Source organism: Arthrobacter humicola, from assembly GCF_022803015.1.
Lineage (GTDB): Bacteria > Actinomycetota > Actinomycetes > Actinomycetales > Micrococcaceae > Arthrobacter > Arthrobacter humicola_A.
This window is the reverse complement of sequence record NZ_JAFKON010000001.1, coordinates 425,774-443,703: the sequence shown is the minus strand read 5'-3', so window position 1 is coordinate 443,703 and position 17,930 is coordinate 425,774. Positions and strand designations below refer to the sequence as shown.

Here is a 17,930-nt window from a genome sequence, read left to right as displayed (position 1 = left end):
GTCACGTCGTTACTTTCCACTATCGGCTTCTGCCTGAGGGGCTGCGGAGATCAAATCTTGGAGGGTGGTGAGGAGCACGGCTTTGTCCTCGGCGCGGCGCGTCCGGTAGCCGGTGTCGAGTTCGTGGGAACCGAGCATCCAGCTGAGCACCAGCAGGCCGTCCTTTTCCACGAACTTTCCGGCCATGCCGCTTTCCTGCCGCACACCGGTCAGGCGTCCGGCCGGGATGAACACCGGGCCGGCGCCCGCGCGCTCGAACAGCACGCCTTCCGGGTGCACGGAGAGCTTGGCGTTGGTGCGGATGCCCAGATTGTGCACGGCGATCCGGTCCAGCCAGTCGCCGGCGGTGGTGGAGGCGACGTACTGGCCGTCGGCGGCGGCCAGCGGGGCGCCGAGTTCGGCGGGAACCTCGGGGAGGGGCTCGACGTCGGACTGGCGGCGCAGGCGGTTACGCCAGCCGACGGCGATGAGGGCAAGCGCGACGCCAATCAGGACGAGCGTGAAGAGCAGGGAGAGGTCCTTGACACTCACGGGCGGCGGCCCGCCGGTCCTGCGTCGAGCGCTTCGGCCGGCCACCGGTACGGGGTGTTGAGTTTTCCGTCGAGAACGGTCGGGTGGCCCTTGAAGAACGTCGCCACTACCTTCCCCGGCAGTTCCCGGCCGGCAAACGGAGAGTTACGGCCCATGGTTGCCATCTTAGAAGGGTCCACGGTCCAGCGCGCAGCCGGGTCCACGAGTATGACGTTGGCAGGCTCCCCGGCCTCGAGCGGGCGGCCCTGGTCCTGGACCCGACCAATGGCGGCCGGCGCCGTGGAGGTCACGCGGGCAAAATCCTCCCAGCCCATCAGGCCTGTTTCGATCATGGTGTGCTGGACCACGGAGAGCGCGGTTTCCAGCCCGGTCATGCCCATGGCTGCCTGCGCCCACTCGCATTCCTTGTGTTCGCTCGGGTGCGGTGCATGGTCGGTGCCGACGACGTCGATCGTGCCGTCGGCCAGGGCGGCCCGGAGGGCCTGGACATCGGCGTCCGTGCGCAGCGGCGGGTTGACCTTGTAGACGGGGTCGTAGCTGCGGGCGAGCTCATCCGTGAGCCAGAGGTGGTGCGGGGTGACCTCGGCCGTGACGTTGACGCCGCGGGACTTGGCCCAGCGGATGATCTCCACGGACCCGGCCGTGGAGACGTGGCAGACGTGCAGGCGGGACCCGACGTGCTGGGCCAGCAGCACGTCCCGGGCGATGATGCTCTCTTCGGCGACGGCCGGCCAGCCGGCCAGGCCGAGGACGGCGGAGACCTCCCCCTCGTTCATCTGGGCGCCGGCGGTGAGGCGGGGTTCCTGCGCGTGCTGGGCCACGACGCCGTCGAATGCCTTGACGTATTCGAGCGCGCGGCGCATCAGCACCGGATCGTGGACGCAGATGCCGTCGTCGGAGAACACCCGCACGTGGGCGCGGGAGTCGGCCATGGCGCCGAGCTCGGCGAGCTGCTCCCCCGCGAGGCCCACGGTGACTGCTCCCACCGGGCGGACGTCCACCCAGCCGGCGGTCCGGCCAAGGGTGAGGACTTGCTCCACGACGCCGGCGGTGTCCGCCACCGGGGTGCTGTTGGCCATGGCGTGCACGGCCGTGTAGCCGCCCAGGGCGGCGGCCCGGGTGCCGGTTTCGACGGTTTCGGCGTCTTCGCGGCCGGGTTCGCGCAGGTGGGTGTGGATGTCCACCATGCCCGGGAGCGCGACAAGGCCCGCGGCGTCAATTACTGTTGCGTCCCGCACCCCGGCGCCGTCGGCGTCCAGCTGACGGCCGCGGGCGGCGATCACGCCGTCCCGGATCAGGATGTCCCCGGCTGCTCCGCCCAGGATCGAGGCCCCCCGGATGAGGTAGGCGCCGCTGTTGTCTGCGTTCTGGTGCTGATCGGCCATCAGTGGCTCTCCTGGTGGGAATAAGTGAGGTTCGGAATGGCGGCGTGCGCCGCGGACGCGGCCGCAGAGGCAGAAGCAGGGGCAGAAACTGGTGCGACGGCGGGCTCGCGGTTTTCCCCGGACAGCAGCAGGTACAGAGCCGCCATCCGGACAGAGACGCCGTTGCGCACCTGCGCCAGCACGGTGGAGCGGGGCGAGTCGGCCGCGGCCGCGGAGATTTCCAGGCCGCGGTTCATGGGGCCGGGGTGCATGATGATGGTGTCCTTGAGCCCCAGGCTGTCGAGGGCACGGAGCCGGTTGTCGTCGAAGCCCCAGCGCCGCGAGTATTCGCGCGTGGTGGGGAAGAACGAGGCATTCATCCGTTCGCCCTGGACGCGGAGCATCATCATGGCGTCCACGCCTTGCGCGAGGGTCTCGTCGAGGTCAAAGCTGACGGCGCACGGCCATTTTTCGACGCCGATGGGGAGCAGCGTGGGCGGCGCGACGAGGGTGACCTCGGCGCCGAGGGTGCGCAGCAGCCAGACGTTGGAGCGGGCAACGCGCGAGTGCAGGACGTCACCGGCGATGGCGACGCGCATGCCTTTGAGGTCGGCGCCGGCAGACGGCGTGCCGGCGAGCTTCGACCAGTGCCGGCGCATCGTGAACGCGTCCAGCAACGCCTGGGTGGGGTGTTCGTGGGTGCCGTCGCCGGCGTTGATGACGGCGGCGTCGATCCAGTCGGTCGCGGCGAGCCGGTGCGGGGCGCCGGAGGCCCAGTGCCGGATGACCACGGCGTCGGCGCCCATCGCGGCGAGGGTCTGGGCGGTGTCCTTCAGCGACTCGCCCTTGGAGACGGACGAGCCCTTCGCGGCGAAGTTGATGACGTCGGCGGAGAGCCGCTTGGCGGCGGCTTCGAAGGAGATCCGGGTGCGGGTGGAGTCCTCGAAGAAGAGGTTGACCACGGTGCGCCCCCGCAGGGCGGGGAGCTTTTTGACCTCGCGCTCCCCCACCGCAGCCATTTCCTCGGCGGTGTCCAGGATGCGGATGGCGTTGTGCAGGCTCAGGTCTTCGGTGGAGAGCAGGTGCCTCATGCGGTGGCCTCGATGACGACTTCATTGACGGGGGCGCCGTCGGGGGCGCCGTCTGTTGCCCCGCCTCCGGCAGAATCGGTTTCCTCGAGCCGGACCCGGACCTTCTCCGATGAGGAGGTGGGCAGGTTCTTGCCGACATGGTCGGCGCGGATGGGCAGTTCCCGGTGGCCGCGGTCGATCAGCACCGCGAGGCGGACAATCCGCGGCCGGCCGAGATCGATGAGGGCGTCCAGTGCTGCCCGGATGGTGCGCCCGGAATAGAGCACGTCGTCGATCAGCACCACAACTTTGTTGTCGATGCCGGTGCGCGGCAGCTGGGTGGGGTACGGCGGCCTGGTGGGCTGGTGCGAGAGGTCGTCGCGGAACATCGTGACGTCCAGTTGACCGACGATGGCGGCGGCGTCCACGGTGGGATCCGCGGCGGCGATCTTGGCGGCGAGGCGGACGGCGAGGGGATAGCCCCGGCGCGGGATGCCCAGCAGGACGAGGTCCTGGGAGCCCTTGTTGGCCTCAAGAATTTCATGGGCGATACGAGTGAGCGCGCGGTCGATGTCAGCCTGGTTGAGGACAACCCGGGTGAGCACCACCTGCGCCGGACCCGGTGCTGAAGGCACGGAAGTCAAAGCTCGTCTCCCCTTTCCCCGCCTCACGGGACGGAATTAAAAAAGGATTATTTGCTCTTTCAAATTACCACAACGGCACCGTCGCCCCGTCGCCGCCGGAATGCGTTTAACCTCACACGGACATAGGCTCGGTTCCATGACGATGAACGGACCGCGGCCGGGGCATGAACACCCCGGCGGCCCGCGCCAGGGGCCGCTGCCCCGGCAGGCCAACCCGACGTGGCTGGGGCGTGTCCAGCCGGCGAACTACCAGCAGGCTCCTGCCAACGACGGCGGCCAGTTGCGGCCGGCGCTGCCTCCCGCCGGGCCGGCGGGAGGCAGACCGGGCTGGAAGAACGGCCGCGGTTCCGGTGTTTTTGGCCTGGTGATGGCCGGCGGATTCCTGGCGGTCCTCTGCCTCTTCCTGGTGGTGCCCTTCCTGCTGGAAAGGACCGGAATCACCGGCTTTGCCATTGGTTTCGTGGCCTCGCTGGTTCCCCTGGGGACCGTGTTGCTGACGGTGCGCTTCATCGACCGCTGGGAACCCGAGCCGAAACCCCTGCTGCTTTTCGCGTTTGCCTGGGGAGCCGTCGTCTCGATCGCGGTGACGATGCTGATCCAGCCCTATTTCTCACTGGTGGCCGGGCCTGCCTCGGGACTGGACTATACGACGTTCGCCGTGACGGTCCAGGCACCGGTGGTGGAGGAATTCGCCAAGTCCCTGGGGCTGCTGTTGCTCGTGCTCTTTGCCCCGAAACACTTCAACGGACCGGTCGACGGTGTGGTGTTCGCCTTCACCATCGCGGCGGGCTTCGCATTTACCGAGAACATCCTCTACTTCGGCCGCGCCATCGCCGAATCCAGCGACCCCGGCACGGACCTCGCGGTGGTCTTCTTTCTCCGCGGGGTCCTCTCACCCTTCGCCCACGCCATTTTCACGGGTACGACCGGTCTGGTGATGGGCTTCGCCGCCGGCCGCGGGAGCACCGGGCTGTCCGTGCTGGCGTTCTTCGCCGGCCTCGTCCCCGCGATGCTGCTGCACAGCGCCTGGAACAGCATGGGCCGGGACTTCCTGGGCCGGTATGTGATGGTGCAGGTGCCGATCTTCCTGCTGGCGGTGCTGGTGATCGTGCTGCTGCGGGTGGCTGAGCGCAGGCTCACGCGCCAGCGGCTGACCGAATACGCGGCCGCGGGCTGGTTTACCGCGGCCGAGGTGGACATGCTGTCCACTGCCGCCGGCCGCCGTTCCGCGCTGCGCTGGGCCAGGTCCACCGGGCGGGGCGTGCAGATGAAGGCGCTGCTCGATGCAGCCACCCAGCTCGCCCTCACCCGGCAACGGATTCTCAGCGGCCGGGACGTGCCGGCACACCAGCGCGATGAGCAGCACCAGCTCGCCGAGATCGCCGCGCTCCGGGCCGCCGTCGTCGGTTAGGGACCGGGGCAACCGGGGAAAAGAAAGAACCCCGGCCAGGATGTCCTGGCCGGGGTTCTTCGGGGCGCTGAGAGCTTACGCCAGCAGCGAGGGCTTGAGCTGCTGCAGCCGGCCCAGCAGGCCGTTGATGAACGACGGCGACTCGTCCGTGGAGAGCGTCTTGGCCAAGGCCACGGCCTCGCTGACCGCCACGCCGTCCGGGACGTCGTCGTTGTAGAGCAGTTCCCACGTGCCGATCCGCAGGATGATGCGGTCCACGGAGGGCATGCGCTCCAGGGTCCAGCCCTGCGAATAGGTCTCCAGGAATTCGTCGATGGCCACCTGGTGCGAGACCACGCCTTCGACGATTTCGAGGGTGTAGGGGTTGACGATCTGGTCTGTCTGCTCGCGGCGGGACTTCAGCACGTCGAACGCGGAGGCTGAGCGCTGCTCGGCCTCAAAGAGCACATCGAGGGCCCGGTTCCGGGCCTTACCGCGCGCACTCACTAGTCGTTGACCCGGCCGAGGTAGCTGCCGTCGCGGGTGTCGACCTTGACCTTGGTGTTGTTCTCGACGAACAGCGGCACCTGGATCTCGTATCCGGTTTCGAGGGTGGCGGGCTTGGTGCCGGCCGAGGAGCGGTCGCCCTGCAGGCCCGGCTCGGTGTAGGTGATTTCGAGGACGACGCTCGGGGGCAGCTCGATGTAGAGCGGGTTGCCCTCGTGGATGGCGATGTTGACCATCTGGTTCTCGAGCATGAAGTTGGTGGCGTCGCCGACGGTGGCGGCGGAAACGGTGAGCTGGTCGAAGTCCGAGGTGTCCATGAAGACGAAGTCGGCGCCGTCCTGGTACAGGTACTGGTAGTCGCGGCGGTCCACCGTGGCGGTCTCAATCTTCAGTCCGGCGTTGAAGGTCTTGTCGACCACCTTGCCGGACATCACGTTGCGCATCTTGGTGCGCACGAACGCGCCACCCTTGCCGGGCTTGACGTGCTGGAACTCGATGATGTTCCAAAGCTGGCCCTCAAGCTTAAGGACGGTTCCGTTCTTGATGTCGTTAGTGGTTGCCACAGTATCCTCTTAGTTTCTCGATGGTTCCATTCGACCGGTGCTAGCGGTCGGACGCTTATGCCGGGCCGGCATGCCAAGTGGCCGCCAACGCGTGTTTGTCAAAAATCCAAGTTCTATTCTACCGGTTCCGGAGGACAGCTGGCTGACGCGGGCTCAGGACTGCTGTTCCAGCACGTCCCGGGCGCGCTGCAGCGCCACCGTGGAGGCGTAGATGAGGGCCGCGTCGGCGGACCCGGCGACGCGCAGATCCAGTGCCTTGGCGAAGGATTCGACGGCGGCGCCAATGTTCCCGCCGGCGAAGTAGGCCCTGCCGAGGTGCTGGCGGACGGCGGCCTCCTCCAGGGTGCCCTGGGTCTCGGCGAGGAGTTGGCGGAACACCTCCACCGCCCGGTCGAACCGGTTCGAGACCCGGAGCACGTCCGCCTCGAAGATCCGCAGCCGGAGCGAGCCGGGGTCCTTGTAGCGGGCCTCGGCGAGGAGCTCGGCGGCTTCGGCCGCGTGCCCTTCGACGAGCCGGACCAGGATCAGGTCCCCGGGGTCTGTCGAGGCCGCCAGGGCCTCGGCCATGACATCGTCATTGACGATCTGGGGCATCAGGGACTGCGGGTTGATCCGGATCCCGGGAAATCCCGCGTCCGGCCACTCGCTCGTTCCGCCCTTGACCATGTGCATCAGGAGGCAATCTCCTGGTAGGCGGCAAACAGCAGGGACGTGTCCGGGACATCGAGGATGCCGGGCCGGCCGACGCCGTCGAGCACCACGAACCGCAGCAGGTCACCGCGGGATTTCTTGTCCCGGCGCATGCCGTCCAGGAGGGCCTGCCAGCGGTCGCGGCGGTAGGTGATGGGAAGCCCGAGGCTTTCCAGGATGCTGCGGTGCCTGTCGGCGTCGGCGTCGCTGAGCCGGCCGACGCTGCGGGCGAGCTCGGCGGCGAACATCATGCCCACGGAGACGGCGGCGCCGTGCCGCCAGGAGTAACGCTCGGCGAGTTCGATCGCGTGGCCCAGGGTGTGGCCGTAGTTCAGGATCTCGCGCTGGCCGGTTTCCTTCAGGTCCTCGGACACCACCCGGGCCTTGACGCTGATGGCGCGTTCGATCAGTTCGCGCAGGACGTCCGAGCGCGGATCGGAGACAGCGGACGGGTCCTTCTCGATCAGGTCCAGGATGGCCGGGTCGGCGATGAAGCCACACTTGATGACCTCGGCCATGCCGGAGATGATCTCGTTCTTCGGCAGCGTCTCCAGCGTGTCGAGGTCCGCGAGGACACCGGCCGGCGGGTGGAACGCGCCCACCAGGTTCTTGCCCTCGGCGGTGTTGATGCCGGTCTTGCCGCCGACCGAGGCATCCACCATGCCCAGCAGGCTCGTGGGCATGTGGATGACCTTCACGCCGCGCAGCCAGGTCGCGGCGACAAAGCCGGCCAGGTCGGTGACGGCGCCACCGCCGACGGCGACGATGGCATCGGAGCGGGTGAAGTCGTTCTGCCCCAGCACCTGCCAGCAGAACGAGGCGACCTCGATGTGTTTGCCCTCTTCGGCGTCGGGGATTTCTGCGGTCAGCGCGGTGAACCCGGCGGCGGCCAGCTCTTCCCGGACGGTGTCCCCGGTCAACCGCAGCGCACGGGGGTGGATGACCAGCACGCGCTTGACGCGCTCACCCAGCAGGCCCGGCAGGCTTGCCAAGAGGCCGCGGCCCACTACGACGTCGTAGTTCTCACCCGGCGTTTGTCCGGTGACTTTGATGACGGTTGATTCGGTACTCACTATTCAACTTCCTTTGTCGACGCCGGAGTGGGCACCGCCGCGGCCTTAGCCGCGGCGCGCTCCCCCAGCGCATCTTCCAGCCGGTGAGCCAGCTCCGGAACGCTGCCGCGCCGGACATCGAGGACGAGGTCGGCGAGCCGTTCGTAGACCGGCTGCCGGGTGGCGAACAAGGTCCGCCACCGGCCCATGGCGTCGCCGGCCAGGAGCGGCCGGCCCGAATTTCTGGCGATGCGTTCCGCTACAGTCTCGGCGTCGCATTCGAGGTAAACAACGGTACAGCGGCCCAGGAGCTGCTGGGTACCGGAATCAAGGACGGCCCCACCGCCGAGCGAAATGACGGCGGTGCCGCCCTGTGCCTCTTCGATGGCCTGGGCCACGGCCCGGGCCTCCATTTCGCGGAAGGCGTGCTCGCCGCGGCTGGCGAAGATCTCGGCGATCGTCCCGTGCTGGGCCACCACGAGGGCGTCGGTGTCCATGAAGGCGCACCCCAAGTGCTCGGCGAGCTGCTGTCCGATCGCCGATTTGCCCACGGCCATCGGTCCGATCAGGACCACCGGGCCAACGATATTTGCCGCGGGCGCCGCCGCGACGGAGGGCCCGTCGGTTTTCCCGGCCGGCACTAGTGGCCGATCGAGTCCAGGGACGCCGGAATGCTGTCCAGGTAACCCTTGATGTTGCGGGCGGTCTCCTGCACGGAGTCACCGCCGAATTTTTCCGCGACCGCTTCGGCGATCACGAGGGCCACCATGGCCTCGGCCACCACACCGGCGGCCGGCACGGCACAGACGTCGGAGCGCTGGTGGTGGGCCTTGGCGGCCTCCCCCGTGCTGACGTCGACCGTCCTGAGCGCACGGGGCACGGTGGCGATCGGTTTCATGGCGGCACGGACGCGCAGGACATCGCCAATGCTCATGCCGCCCTCGATCCCGCCTGCGCGGTTGGAGGTACGGATGATCTTGCCGTCCGCGTCTTTGACGATCTCGTCGTGGGCGGCGGAGCCGCGGCGCGCGGCGGTCAGGAAGCCGTCGCCGACTTCAACGCCCTTGATGGCCTGGATGCCCATGAGGGCGGCCGCCAGACGCGAGTCGAGGCGCCGGTCCCAGTGCACGTAGCTGCCGAGTCCCGGGGGGAGTCCGTAGGCAAGCACTTCGACGACGCCGCCGAGGGTTTCGCCTTCCTTGTGCGCGACGTCGACCTCGGCCACCATGGCGTCCGAGGTTTCGCGGTCGAAGCAGCGCAGCGGGTCGGCATCCAGGGCGAGCACGTTGCCCGGCACCGGCAGCGGCCGGCCCTCCGGCACGGCGACGCTGGCGATGGATACGGTGTGGGAGACGAGCTCGATGCCGAGCTGCTTGAGGAAGGCCGCGGCGACCGTGCCGAGTGCCACCCTCGTGGCCGTCTCGCGGGCGCTGGCGCGCTCCAGGACCGGGCGGGCCTCGTCGAAGCCGTATTTCTGCATGCCGGTGAAGTCTGCGTGGCCGGGCCGCGGGCGCGTCAGCGGGGCGTTCCGGGCCTGGTCGGCCAGGATTTCGGGCTCCACGGGATCGGAGGACATGATCTGTTCCCACTTGGGCCATTCGGTGTTGCCGACCTGGATGGCGACGGGGCCGCCCTGGGTCAGGCCGTGGCGGACTCCGCCGAGGATCGTGACCACGTCCTGCTCGAATTTCATCCGGGCGCCGCGGCCATAGCCGAGCCGGCGGCGGGCCAGCGCCTCGCTGATGTGGGCGCTGGTGAGTTCCACACCGGCGGGCACGCCTTCAATTATTCCGACCAGTGCCGGGCCATGGGATTCTCCGGCAGTCAACCAACGCAACATACATTCCATCCTGCCATGTCGGGCGGTTAGAACACCCGTCGGGGCGCCCCGACTGCGTCACACATCACATCTGTGACACCGGCAGGGAGGGCCCCGCCCAGCCCGGTGAAGTGCCGTACCTGCTCCACCGCCTGGTAGATCAGCATTTCCAGGCCGGGGACCACCGTTCCGCCGGCTTCCTGCCAGACCGCGGCGATCCGGCTGGGCCATGGATCATAGGCGACGTCCAGGAGGACGCCCGGGCTGCCATGCGGAGGCAGTTCTCCTGGACGTTTCGCCGCCAGCTCTTCGGCCAGTTCACCGGCCAGTGCGTCTGCAGCGCGGGGCGGCAGCGTGGAGATGACCACGTCGGCCGCGGCGACGGCGGCTGCCGCCCCGGCGAGGGGAAGCACCCGGACGGGGACGCCGACGGCGGCGGAGGCCGCGCGGGCCTCCGCCGCGCGGCTGACATCGCGGACGAACACTTCGGCGGACACCGCCCCCAGTTCCTTGAGCGCCGCGATGGCTGCTGCCGCGGTCCCGCCCCCGCCGAGGATCACGGCGGTGGGCGCCGAGGCTGCCCCCGCGTGCCGGAGCGCGTTGACGATCCCGGTGACGTCGGTGTTGTACGCGACCAGTCGCGTGTGGCCGGCACTGCCGCCGTCTGATTCGAACGCAACCGTGTTGACGACCCCGAGTGCGCGCCCCACGCCCCGGACCTCGTCCACTTCCGCCACCATGGCCGATTTGAGTGGCATGGTGACCGACAAGCCGCGCCAGGAACCGTCAGCGCGCACCTCGTCCCTGACCTGCCTCATAAAATCGGGCAGGGCGGCCTCGGTCACGTCAATGGCGGAGTAGGCGATATCCACGCCCAGGTGGGCGTACGCGGCCCGGTGCAGCGCGGGCGACTTCGAATGGCTGATGGGATGCCCGAGGACGGCCGCCCGCAGCGTCATACGCAGCGTCCCGGGTTGGCCTCGCACCAGGCGTTGTACTGCGCCACGTAGCCGTTGTGTTCCGCGAGCGTCTTGGAGAACTTGGTCTCCTTGGTGTCCAGGTTGATGGTGACCCAGTAGAGGAAGCTGTTGGACTTGGGCTTGGCGGCGGCGTCAATGGCCGTCTTGCCGGGGGAACCGATGGGGCCGGCGGGCAGCCCCTGGTTGGCGTAGGTGTTGTACGGGTTCGACTTGTCAGCCTTCTGGGCCTCGTCGATGTGGAAGCTGCGGATGCCCAGGCCGTAGGTGACGGTGGCATCGGACTGGATGAGCCCGTTGGTCTCGGTGTTGTTGGGCTTGAGGCGGTTGTAGATGGCGCCGGCGACGTCACCATATTCGGCTTGGCCGCCTTCGGCCTGGACGATGCTGGCCACGGTCACGACGTCGTACTGTTTCGCGGGATCGGTAACGCCCTGGGCCTTGAGTTCATCCTGGGTGCTGCCGACGAGCTTCTGCAAAATGTCTTTGGCGGAGGAGCCCAACGGGAAGCGGTACTCCCCCGGCGCCAGGTAGCCCTCGAGGTTCTTGGCTTTGGCCGGGACGCCGAACTGCGCGGGCGCATCGCTGAGCGCTTTCAGATCCTGAACAGGAATCCCGGTGCCCTCGGAAATCGCCTGCAGGGATTCGCCGATCCGCAGCCCGGCGCTGAGCGCAAAGTACATGACCTTGCTCTGGCCCTTGTTGAGCAGGACATCCACGGCATCGGAGTTCTTCATTTCCTGGCGCATCGAGAACGTGCCGGGGTTCAGGGCACCGCCGGATGCGGTGAACTCCTTGAGGAAGGTGTCCGCGTTGGCCACGACCTTCTTCGACTGAAGTTCGGTGGCCACGGACCGCGTTCCGGCGCCGGGTTCGACCGTGATGGTGACCTCACCGGTTCCGGGGCCTGGGTAGTCGGCCATGGTGTCCCCGCCCAGGAGGGGCTTGAGGAACTGTGCGCCGACGGCGATTGCGACGACGAAGACCGTCAGGGTCAGCACCAGTGCCAGGAAGCGGCGCCGCCGGCGGACCTTCTTGGACGGTCCCTTGTCGTAGCGGACCGCTCCGGCCATCAGCTCCTCGCCCGGGTCGCCGTGGTACTCGGCCTCCGGGTGCGGCTGTGCCTGGGGGTCAACGGAGCTGTCGTAGAGATGGTGGGCCGCGTCGTGGGGGTGCGGAGCGTAGCCATCGTGGACGCCGGCGTCATGGGCAGCCGCATCGTGGCTGGCCCCGTGGCCGAGCCGGCCCGCTGACGCATAGACGACGTCCTCGTGGCCAGCGTCTTCGCGGACGGGCTCGTCGCGGGAAGGTACTTCGTGGACTGGTACATCACGGACAGGGATCAGCTGCGTGAAGTCTTCGTGCACGGCTTCTTCGCGCACGGACTCTTCACGCACGGCTTCTTCACGCACGGCTTCTTCGTGCACGGGCTCTTCACGCACGGCTTCTTCGTGCACGGGCTCTTCACGAATGGCTTCTTCGTGCACTGTCGGTGCCGCGTCGGGAAGTTCCGGTGCGGCCTGCGGCAGTTCGCTGTCTTGTGCCTGTTCCTGTGCCGGTGCCGTTGCCGGCGTCGGAACGTCCGGTCCCGTCTCAAAAGCCTGCGGCGGGATCACGTTGTGGCCCTGGGTGGCCAGAAGCTTTTCCCGGGCCCGGATTTCTTTGCGCGTCAGCGGTCGGCCGGCGCCACCAAGGGCGTCACCGGAGGAGTCATCACTGTTGACCGGGCTCACTGTAGCCTTCCATTTTCTGAAGAGTGCGTCTGTACTGCCGGGCCGGTCTGTGCGCCGCCTCCGGTCGGCCCCGGCGCAGACTCCGCGTACACGCGGTTTCCGACCTCCGTTCCCCTGGCCTTTTGCATATCAATCGCATGTTGCAGAATACCTGCCGCCGCAACCTGATCAACAACTGTACGGTGATTCCTGCTGCTCATGCCAGCTTCGTGCAGGTTGCGGTGGGCGCTCACGGTGCTGAGCCGCTCGTCAACCAGGCGCACGGGCACCTCGGATCCGGCGTCCTGCAGGGCCAGTACCAGCAGCTGTGCGTACTCGGTCGCCATCCTGGCGGAGGCGTGCTCTTCGCCCTTCATGGTGCGCGGCAGTCCCACGAAAATCTCCACGGCGTCCAGCTCCGCGGCCAGGGCAGCCAGGATTCGCACGTCAGTGTTCTTTTTCACGTTCCGCGCCAGCGTGCGCAGCGGCGTCGCCAGGATTCCGTCGGGGTCGCAGACGGCCACCCCCACACGGACGGTGCCGACGTCCACCCCGAGCTTCACGCCCCGGGGGTAGACGCCGGCCACAGCAGCTTCAGACACGTGGGATCCGCTATCGCCTGGTAATGGCGTCCACGACGGCGCCGAGGGCAGCACCGACCTTGGCAGCGTCGGTCCCGCCGCCCTGGGCGACGTCGTCCTTGCCGCCACCGCCGCCGCCGAGGATGCCTGCGGCGAGGCGCACCAGGGCACCGGCCTTGACTCCGGCCGCCCGGGCGGCTTCGTTGGTGGCGATCAGGATCACGGGACGGTCGTTGCTGACACCGGCCACCGCGACGGCGGCGGGCTCGGACCCGAGACGCGTCCGCAGGTCCAGGGCCAGGCCGCGCAGGTCGTCCGCGCCGCTGACCTGGCCGGCGTCGTGCGCGATGACCTTGACGCCGGCGGCATCCTGGGCGGTGCCGACCAGCTGGGCTGCGGCGGCCGTGAGCTGCTCTTTGCGCAGCCGCTCAAGTTCCTTCTCGGCCGTCTTGAGCTTGGTCAGGGTGCTGGAAATCCGGTCCGCGAGCAGCCCGGAGGGAACTTTCAGCATTTCCGTGAGCTCGGTGACGAGCGCCCGCTCTGCGGCCAGGTGCCGGAACGCGTCCATGCCCACGAAGGCTTCAACGCGGCGGTTTCCTGAGCCGACCGACTGTTCGCCGAGCAGGGACAGGCTGCCGATCAGCGAGGTGTTCCCGACGTGGGTGCCGCCGCAGAGTTCCCGGGACCAGGCGCCGTCGATTTCCACGACGCGGACCTCGTTGCCGTAATTCTCGCCGAACAGTGCCATGGCGCCGAGCGCCTTGGCCTCGGCGAGCCCCATGATCTTGGTCTCCACACGGAAGTTGTTGCGGATGGCGATGTTGGAGACTTCCTCGATCTCGGACCGGGTGGCGGCGCTCAGGCCCTCACCCCAGGCGAAGTCGAAGCGGAGGTAGCCGGCCTTGTTGAAGGAGCCGCGCTGCAGGGCTTCCGGGCCGAGGATCTGGTGCAGGGCAGCGTGCACAATGTGCGTGCCGGTGTGGGCCTGCTCCGCAGCGTGGCGGCGTTCCCGGTCCACGGCGGCCTGAACCAGCGAGTCGGCACCGATTTCGCCTTCGCGGACGATTGCCTTGTGGACACTGAGGCCCTTGACGGGGCGCTGGACATCCAGGACCTCGACGACGAAGCCGTCGCCGGTGATCAGCCCGGTGTCGGCAGCCTGGCCGCCGGCTTCGGCGTAGAACGGCGTCTCGGCCAGGACCAGTTCGATTTCATCGCCGGTGGAGGCCTGGGCGACCTTCCGGCCGCCGGAGAGGATGCCGCGGACCTTGGACTCGCCCTGGAGCTCGGTGTAGCCGGTGAAGACTGTCTCGCCGGCGGACAGCAGCTCCTGGAACGCGCTGAGGTCAGCGTGCGACCCCTTCTTGCCCTTGGCGTCGGCCTGGGCGCGCTGGCGCTGCTCGAGCATGAGCTTGCGGAACTCGGGCTCGTCGACTTTCAGCCCGGCCTCTTCGGCCATTTCCAGGGTCAGGTCGATCGGGAAGCCGTAGGTGTCATGCAGGGCAAAGGCGTCGGCGCCGGAGAGCGGCTGGTTGGCGGCCTTGGATTCCTTGACGGCGTCCTCGAGGCGGGCGGTGCCGGAGGCGATGGTGCGCAGGAACGCCTTCTCTTCGGCGTAGGCAATCCGGCTGATGCGTTCGAAGTCGGTCTCTACGATCGGGTAGACACCCTTCATGGCGTCCCGCGAGGCGGGCAGCAGTTCCGGCAGGCACGCCTTTTCGACGCCGAGCAGGCGCATGGAGCGGACGGCCCGGCGGATCAGGCGGCGCAGCACGTAGCCGCGGCCCTCGTTGGAGGGGGTCACGCCGTCGGCGATCAGCATGAGGGCCGAGCGGATGTGGTCGGCAACGACGCGCATGCGGACGTCGTCCGTGTGGTGCGGGTCCTCGGCGGACTCCGCGGAGGTGTACTCCCGGCCGGAGAGTGCCGCGGCCCGGTCGATCACGGGGCGGACCTGGTCCGTTTCGTACATGTTCTCGACGTCCTGGAGGATCATCGCGAGGCGCTCCATGCCCAGGCCCGTGTCGATGTTCTTCTTGGGCAGCTCTCCGGTGATGTCGAAATCCACCTTCGAGCGGACGTTGTCGATCTGGTACTGCATGAACACGAGGTTCCAGATCTCGACGTAGCGGTTTTCATCGGCGATGGGGCCGCCCTCGACGCCGTAGGACGGGCCGCGGTCGTAGTAGATCTCCGAGCAGGGACCGGCGGGGCCGGGCTGGCCGGTGGACCAGTAGTTGTCGGACTTGCCCATGCGCTGGATCCGCTCGGCCGGCATGCCGGTGTTCTTCAGCCACAGCTGCTCGGCCTCGTCGTCCTCTTCATAGACGGTGACCCAGAGCCGCTCCGGCGGCAGTCCGTACCCGCCGTCGTCCACGCTGGTGGTCAGGAGCTCCCACGCGAACTTGATGGCGTCTTCCTTGAAGTAGTCGCCAAAGGAGAAGTTGCCGCACATCTGGAAGAACGTGCCGTGGCGGGCGGTTTTGCCCACTTCCTCGATGTCACCGGTCCGGATGCACTTCTGCACACTGGTGGCCCGCTGGTAGGGGGCCTCCTCACGGGCGGTCAGGTACGGGATGAACGGGACCATGCCGGCCACCGTAAACAGCAGGGACGGGTCGCTGGAGACCAGGGAGGCGGAGGGCACGGCGGTGTGCCCCTTGCTGACAAAAAAGTCGATCCAGCGCTTGGTGATCTCCTGCGACTTCATGAGCTGTTTTCTTACCCTTCAATATTCACTGCGTTAGGTGGCCCGCGTCTGTGCTGCGCGGGACAAGCTGAGGACCGGCACTGATCCGGGCCCGTCAATCTGGTGCCCGTCACCGGGGGCGTCGGCGCACCGTCGCCCCCGGTGACGGGCACCTTACTTACTAATTCTCTCCCGGCTAGCGCCGGACCGCATCCCTGCGGGCGACAGTGCCGCCGGCAGCGAGGTCCGTTGCCGTCTCGATCCCGAGGGCCGTGCGGAGTTCTGACTCCCGCTCGCCCATGCCATCGCGGACGGCATCGGCGAAGTCGAGCAGGCCGTCCGCCAGCCGTCCGACGGCCCGGTTCAGGCCTTCGGGGCCGAGGGCGGACTGCGCTTCGGTGACTTTGCGGAAGGCGATGACGCCGATCGCGACGCCGATTCCCATCCAGATGATTCTGTTCATGTCAGGTGCTCCCGGAGGGTTTAGCGGCTGCGGCGGCCGGTGGCGGGCTTTTTGCGGGTGCTGAAGGCGGAGCGCACGCCGTAGCTGAAGGCTGCCACCTTGATCAGCGGCGAGCCCACGGTGGCGGCCATGAGCGAGGACAACGCCGAGATGTTGGCGGAGGCGTCCGAGACGTTCGAGGAGATGCCGTCAACCTTCTTCAGCTGCTCGTTAGTGGTGGTCACCGTGGCGGTGACCTCGTCCATGAGCGGGGTGGCGCCGTCGCTGATGGAGCGGATGGTGGTCCGCATTTCGTCGAACACTCCCCCGAGCTTCAGGATCGGCACGGCGAGCAGCAGGACCAGCAGTGCAAACACTCCAGCCGCGATCAGGCCGGCAATATCGCCACCAGACATAGACACTCATCTCCTTGAACTGCAGTGGATACCTGCTTGTTGCGTCGGGCTCCGACGGTTTCGACCGCCGGGCGGAACCGGCTCCCGGGGAACTCCCCCAAGTACCTTACATACAAAGAAGCCCGCGGCGCTTGCCACGGGCTTCTTTGTAGGTGATGCCTTTTGAATTAGCGTGCGTAGAATTCCACGACGAGCTGCTCTTCGCAGGTCACGGGGATCTCGGAGCGCTTGGGGCGACGCACCAGGCGGGCCTGCAGGGCGTCAAGCTTGACGTCCAGGTAAGCCGGAACGATCGGCAGGACGTCGCGGTGAGCGCCGGCTGCTGCAACCTGGAACGGAGGCATGGTCTCGCTGCGGCTGTGAACGTGGACCAGCTGGCCCTCGCCGACGCGGAAAGACGGGCGGTCAACGCGGATGCCGTCAACGAGGATGTGGCGGTGCACAACCAGCTGGCGGGCCTGGGCGATGGTGCGGGCGAAGCCGGCACGCAGCACGAGGGCGTCGAGACGCATTTCGAGCAGTTCGATCAGGTTTTCACCGGTCAGACCCTTGGTGCGGCGTGCTTCTTCGAAGGCACGGGTCATCTGGGCTTCGCGGATGCCGTACTGGGCGCGCAGACGCTGCTTTTCGCGCAGACGTACGGCGTAGTCGGAGTCCTGCTTCTTGCGGGCACGGCCATGCTCACCGGGGCCGTACGGGCGGCGCTCCATGTACTTGGCGGCCTTGGGGGTCAGAGCGATGCCGAGTGCACGCGAAAGGCGTGCGGTACGGCGAGCACGAGTGTTGTTAGCCACTTGTGTCCTTCCAATATCTGCGGTGTGTCAGTGTTACTGGCCTCCACGATGGAGAGCATCGGCCAACCGCTGCCTTTTGCTACTGGGCACAGGGCAACCCTCATCGAACCGAAGTTTCCATGGATTGTGCGTCCGTGCCTTGCCAGACAACGGTCCAGCCTACCAGATCCGGCCGGCGGACCGAAGTCAGATTCTGGCGTGCGCTCCCCGGACACCGCTGCGCCCGAAGGACGCCGCGCCCAGGAATTCCACGGCCACGAACGGTTTCGGGCCCACCACCCATTCGTCGTGTCCCGGCGGAATCGCGTAGGTGTCGTTGGCGTGGATCGTGGAGCGCAGCCCTTCGGCCGTTTCGACTTCCATTTCACCGGAGATGCAGAAGCCGAGATGGTGGTGCAGGCAGACGTCGGTCCGCTCGTAGGGTCTGGTGTTCTCCGACCACCGCCAGCCCGGGCCCAGGATCAGCCGGGCCACCGAGTAGTCGTTCACTGTGCAGAGGTCGAATTCGGCCTTGTCCGGGCACCGTTTCTTGTCCGGCACATCGAAGGACTTCACTGCCATGGCTGTAACGAAGTTGATACTCATGGGACACCTGCCGGGGACGGGACGGGAACGCTCGCGCTGGATGAGCTGGGATGGAGCGAAGCCGGCTGCCGTTCCGGGGTCCGGAACGAGGGAGCCAGCGATGT

General features: G+C 67.7%; 19 protein-coding genes. 1 reads left to right on the top strand and 18 read right to left on the bottom strand.

The window, feature by feature from the left end; genetic code table 11:
- Nucleotides 1–9: 9 nt before the first annotated feature.
- The 4 genes from ARTB_RS01985 to pyrR are packed head-to-tail and all read right to left on the bottom strand — an operon-like array spanning nt 10 to nt 3,609.
- Nucleotides 10–531, bottom strand: coding sequence for a PH-like domain-containing protein (locus tag ARTB_RS01985; protein WP_243177376.1), 522 nt, complete (start codon nt 529–531; stop codon nt 10–12).
- Nucleotides 528–1,916 (bottom strand): dihydroorotase, encoded by a 1,389-nt coding sequence (locus ARTB_RS01980; protein WP_243177375.1) that lies wholly within the window; start codon nt 1,914–1,916, stop codon nt 528–530. Before ARTB_RS01980 ends, ARTB_RS01985 begins: the two co-directional genes overlap by 4 nt.
- Nucleotides 1,916–2,986, bottom strand: coding sequence for an aspartate carbamoyltransferase catalytic subunit (locus ARTB_RS01975; protein ID WP_243177374.1), 1,071 nt, complete (start codon nt 2,984–2,986; stop codon nt 1,916–1,918). Before ARTB_RS01975 ends, ARTB_RS01980 begins: the two co-directional genes overlap by 1 nt.
- Complete coding sequence (pyrR, locus tag ARTB_RS01970) at nt 2,983–3,609, bottom strand: bifunctional pyr operon transcriptional regulator/uracil phosphoribosyltransferase PyrR (protein WP_243177373.1); 627 nt, start codon at nt 3,607–3,609, stop codon at nt 2,983–2,985. Before pyrR ends, ARTB_RS01975 begins: the two co-directional genes overlap by 4 nt.
- A 136-nt stretch (nt 3,610–3,745) precedes the next feature.
- Here pyrR and ARTB_RS01965 point away from each other — a divergent pair, with 136 nt between their 5' ends.
- Nucleotides 3,746–5,020 (top strand): PrsW family intramembrane metalloprotease, encoded by a 1,275-nt coding sequence (locus tag ARTB_RS01965; protein WP_243177372.1) that lies wholly within the window; start codon nt 3,746–3,748, stop codon nt 5,018–5,020.
- Between the two features lie 75 nt (nt 5,021–5,095).
- Here the strand turns inward: ARTB_RS01965 and nusB are convergent, their stop codons facing one another.
- The 14 genes from nusB to ARTB_RS01895 all read right to left on the bottom strand — a co-directional run bounded on the left by nusB (nt 5,096) and on the right by ARTB_RS01895 (nt 17,826).
- A complete protein-coding gene (nusB, locus tag ARTB_RS01960) occupies nt 5,096–5,506 on the bottom strand; it encodes a transcription antitermination factor NusB (protein WP_018773145.1) in 411 nt (136 codons plus the stop codon).
- Nucleotides 5,506–6,069 carry an elongation factor P gene (gene efp, locus ARTB_RS01955; protein WP_018773146.1) on the bottom strand — a complete coding sequence of 188 codons (564 nt, stop codon included), beginning with the start codon at nt 6,067–6,069 and terminating at the stop codon, nt 5,506–5,508. The genes nusB and efp overlap by 1 nt, the downstream gene beginning before the upstream one ends.
- Before the next feature lie 153 nt (nt 6,070–6,222).
- Entirely contained in the window at nt 6,223–6,741 is a 519-nt protein-coding gene (locus tag ARTB_RS01950; RefSeq protein WP_243177371.1) for a tetratricopeptide repeat protein, read from the bottom strand.
- The gene (gene aroB, locus ARTB_RS01945) at nt 6,741–7,832 is read right to left on the bottom strand and encodes a 3-dehydroquinate synthase (protein WP_243177370.1); all 1,092 of its coding nucleotides are present in this window, start codon (nt 7,830–7,832) and stop codon (nt 6,741–6,743) included. Before aroB ends, ARTB_RS01950 begins: the two co-directional genes overlap by 1 nt.
- On the bottom strand, nt 7,832–8,398 hold the full coding sequence (locus tag ARTB_RS01940) for a shikimate kinase (RefSeq protein WP_308197220.1): 567 nt from the start codon (nt 8,396–8,398) through the stop codon (nt 7,832–7,834). Before ARTB_RS01940 ends, aroB begins: the two co-directional genes overlap by 1 nt.
- 53 nt (nt 8,399–8,451) lie before the next feature.
- The gene (aroC, locus tag ARTB_RS01935) at nt 8,452–9,651 is read right to left on the bottom strand and encodes a chorismate synthase (protein ID WP_028276469.1); all 1,200 of its coding nucleotides are present in this window, start codon (nt 9,649–9,651) and stop codon (nt 8,452–8,454) included.
- A gap of 26 nt (nt 9,652–9,677) precedes the next feature.
- Nucleotides 9,678–10,589, bottom strand: a complete 912-nt coding sequence (locus ARTB_RS01930; protein WP_243177369.1) for a shikimate dehydrogenase — start codon at nt 10,587–10,589, stop codon at nt 9,678–9,680.
- Nucleotides 10,586–12,340 (bottom strand): endolytic transglycosylase MltG, encoded by a 1,755-nt coding sequence (gene mltG, locus ARTB_RS01925; RefSeq protein ID WP_243177368.1) that lies wholly within the window; start codon nt 12,338–12,340, stop codon nt 10,586–10,588. The genes ARTB_RS01930 and mltG overlap by 4 nt, the downstream gene beginning before the upstream one ends.
- The gene (gene ruvX / locus ARTB_RS01920) at nt 12,337–12,921 is read right to left on the bottom strand and encodes a Holliday junction resolvase RuvX (protein ID WP_243177367.1); all 585 of its coding nucleotides are present in this window, start codon (nt 12,919–12,921) and stop codon (nt 12,337–12,339) included. Before ruvX ends, mltG begins: the two co-directional genes overlap by 4 nt.
- A 10-nt stretch (nt 12,922–12,931) precedes the next feature.
- A complete protein-coding gene (gene alaS / locus ARTB_RS01915) occupies nt 12,932–15,610 on the bottom strand; it encodes an alanine--tRNA ligase (RefSeq protein ID WP_243177366.1) in 2,679 nt (892 codons plus the stop codon).
- A 175-nt stretch (nt 15,611–15,785) separates the two neighbouring features.
- Nucleotides 15,786–16,052 (bottom strand): DUF6167 family protein, encoded by a 267-nt coding sequence (locus tag ARTB_RS01910; RefSeq protein WP_223916699.1) that lies wholly within the window; start codon nt 16,050–16,052, stop codon nt 15,786–15,788.
- Between the two features lie 20 nt (nt 16,053–16,072).
- The gene (locus ARTB_RS01905) at nt 16,073–16,447 is read right to left on the bottom strand and encodes a DUF948 domain-containing protein (protein WP_018773156.1); all 375 of its coding nucleotides are present in this window, start codon (nt 16,445–16,447) and stop codon (nt 16,073–16,075) included.
- A gap of 167 nt (nt 16,448–16,614) precedes the next feature.
- Entirely contained in the window at nt 16,615–17,241 is a 627-nt protein-coding gene (gene rpsD, locus ARTB_RS01900) for a 30S ribosomal protein S4 (RefSeq protein ID WP_018773157.1), read from the bottom strand.
- A 186-nt stretch (nt 17,242–17,427) separates the two neighbouring features.
- Nucleotides 17,428–17,826, bottom strand: coding sequence for a hypothetical protein (locus ARTB_RS01895; protein ID WP_028276474.1), 399 nt, complete (start codon nt 17,824–17,826; stop codon nt 17,428–17,430).
- Nucleotides 17,827–17,930: the final 104 nt, after the last annotated feature.

Excerpts from the sequence above, each read along its gene's own strand:
- ARTB_RS01930 (WP_243177369.1), bottom strand. The coding sequence starts at position 10,589 with ATGACGCTGCGGGCGGCCGTCCTCGGGCATCCCATCAGCCATTCGAAG.
- ARTB_RS01980 (WP_243177375.1), bottom strand. The coding sequence starts at position 1,916 with ATGGCCGATCAGCACCAGAACGCAGACAACAGCGGCGCCTACCTCATC.
- ARTB_RS01905 (WP_018773156.1), bottom strand. The coding sequence starts at position 16,447 with ATGTCTGGTGGCGATATTGCCGGCCTGATCGCGGCTGGAGTGTTTGCA.
- ARTB_RS01975 (WP_243177374.1), bottom strand. The coding sequence starts at position 2,986 with ATGAGGCACCTGCTCTCCACCGAAGACCTGAGCCTGCACAACGCCATC.
- aroC (WP_028276469.1), bottom strand. The coding sequence starts at position 9,651 with ATGTTGCGTTGGTTGACTGCCGGAGAATCCCATGGCCCGGCACTGGTC.
- ARTB_RS01950 (WP_243177371.1), bottom strand. The coding sequence starts at position 6,741 with ATGCACATGGTCAAGGGCGGAACGAGCGAGTGGCCGGACGCGGGATTT.
- ARTB_RS01965 (WP_243177372.1), top strand. The coding sequence starts at position 3,746 with ATGACGATGAACGGACCGCGGCCGGGGCATGAACACCCCGGCGGCCCG.
- ARTB_RS01910 (WP_223916699.1), bottom strand. The coding sequence starts at position 16,052 with ATGAACAGAATCATCTGGATGGGAATCGGCGTCGCGATCGGCGTCATC.
- alaS (WP_243177366.1), bottom strand. The coding sequence starts at position 15,610 with ATGAAGTCGCAGGAGATCACCAAGCGCTGGATCGACTTTTTTGTCAGC.
- ARTB_RS01895 (WP_028276474.1), bottom strand. The coding sequence starts at position 17,826 with ATGAGTATCAACTTCGTTACAGCCATGGCAGTGAAGTCCTTCGATGTG.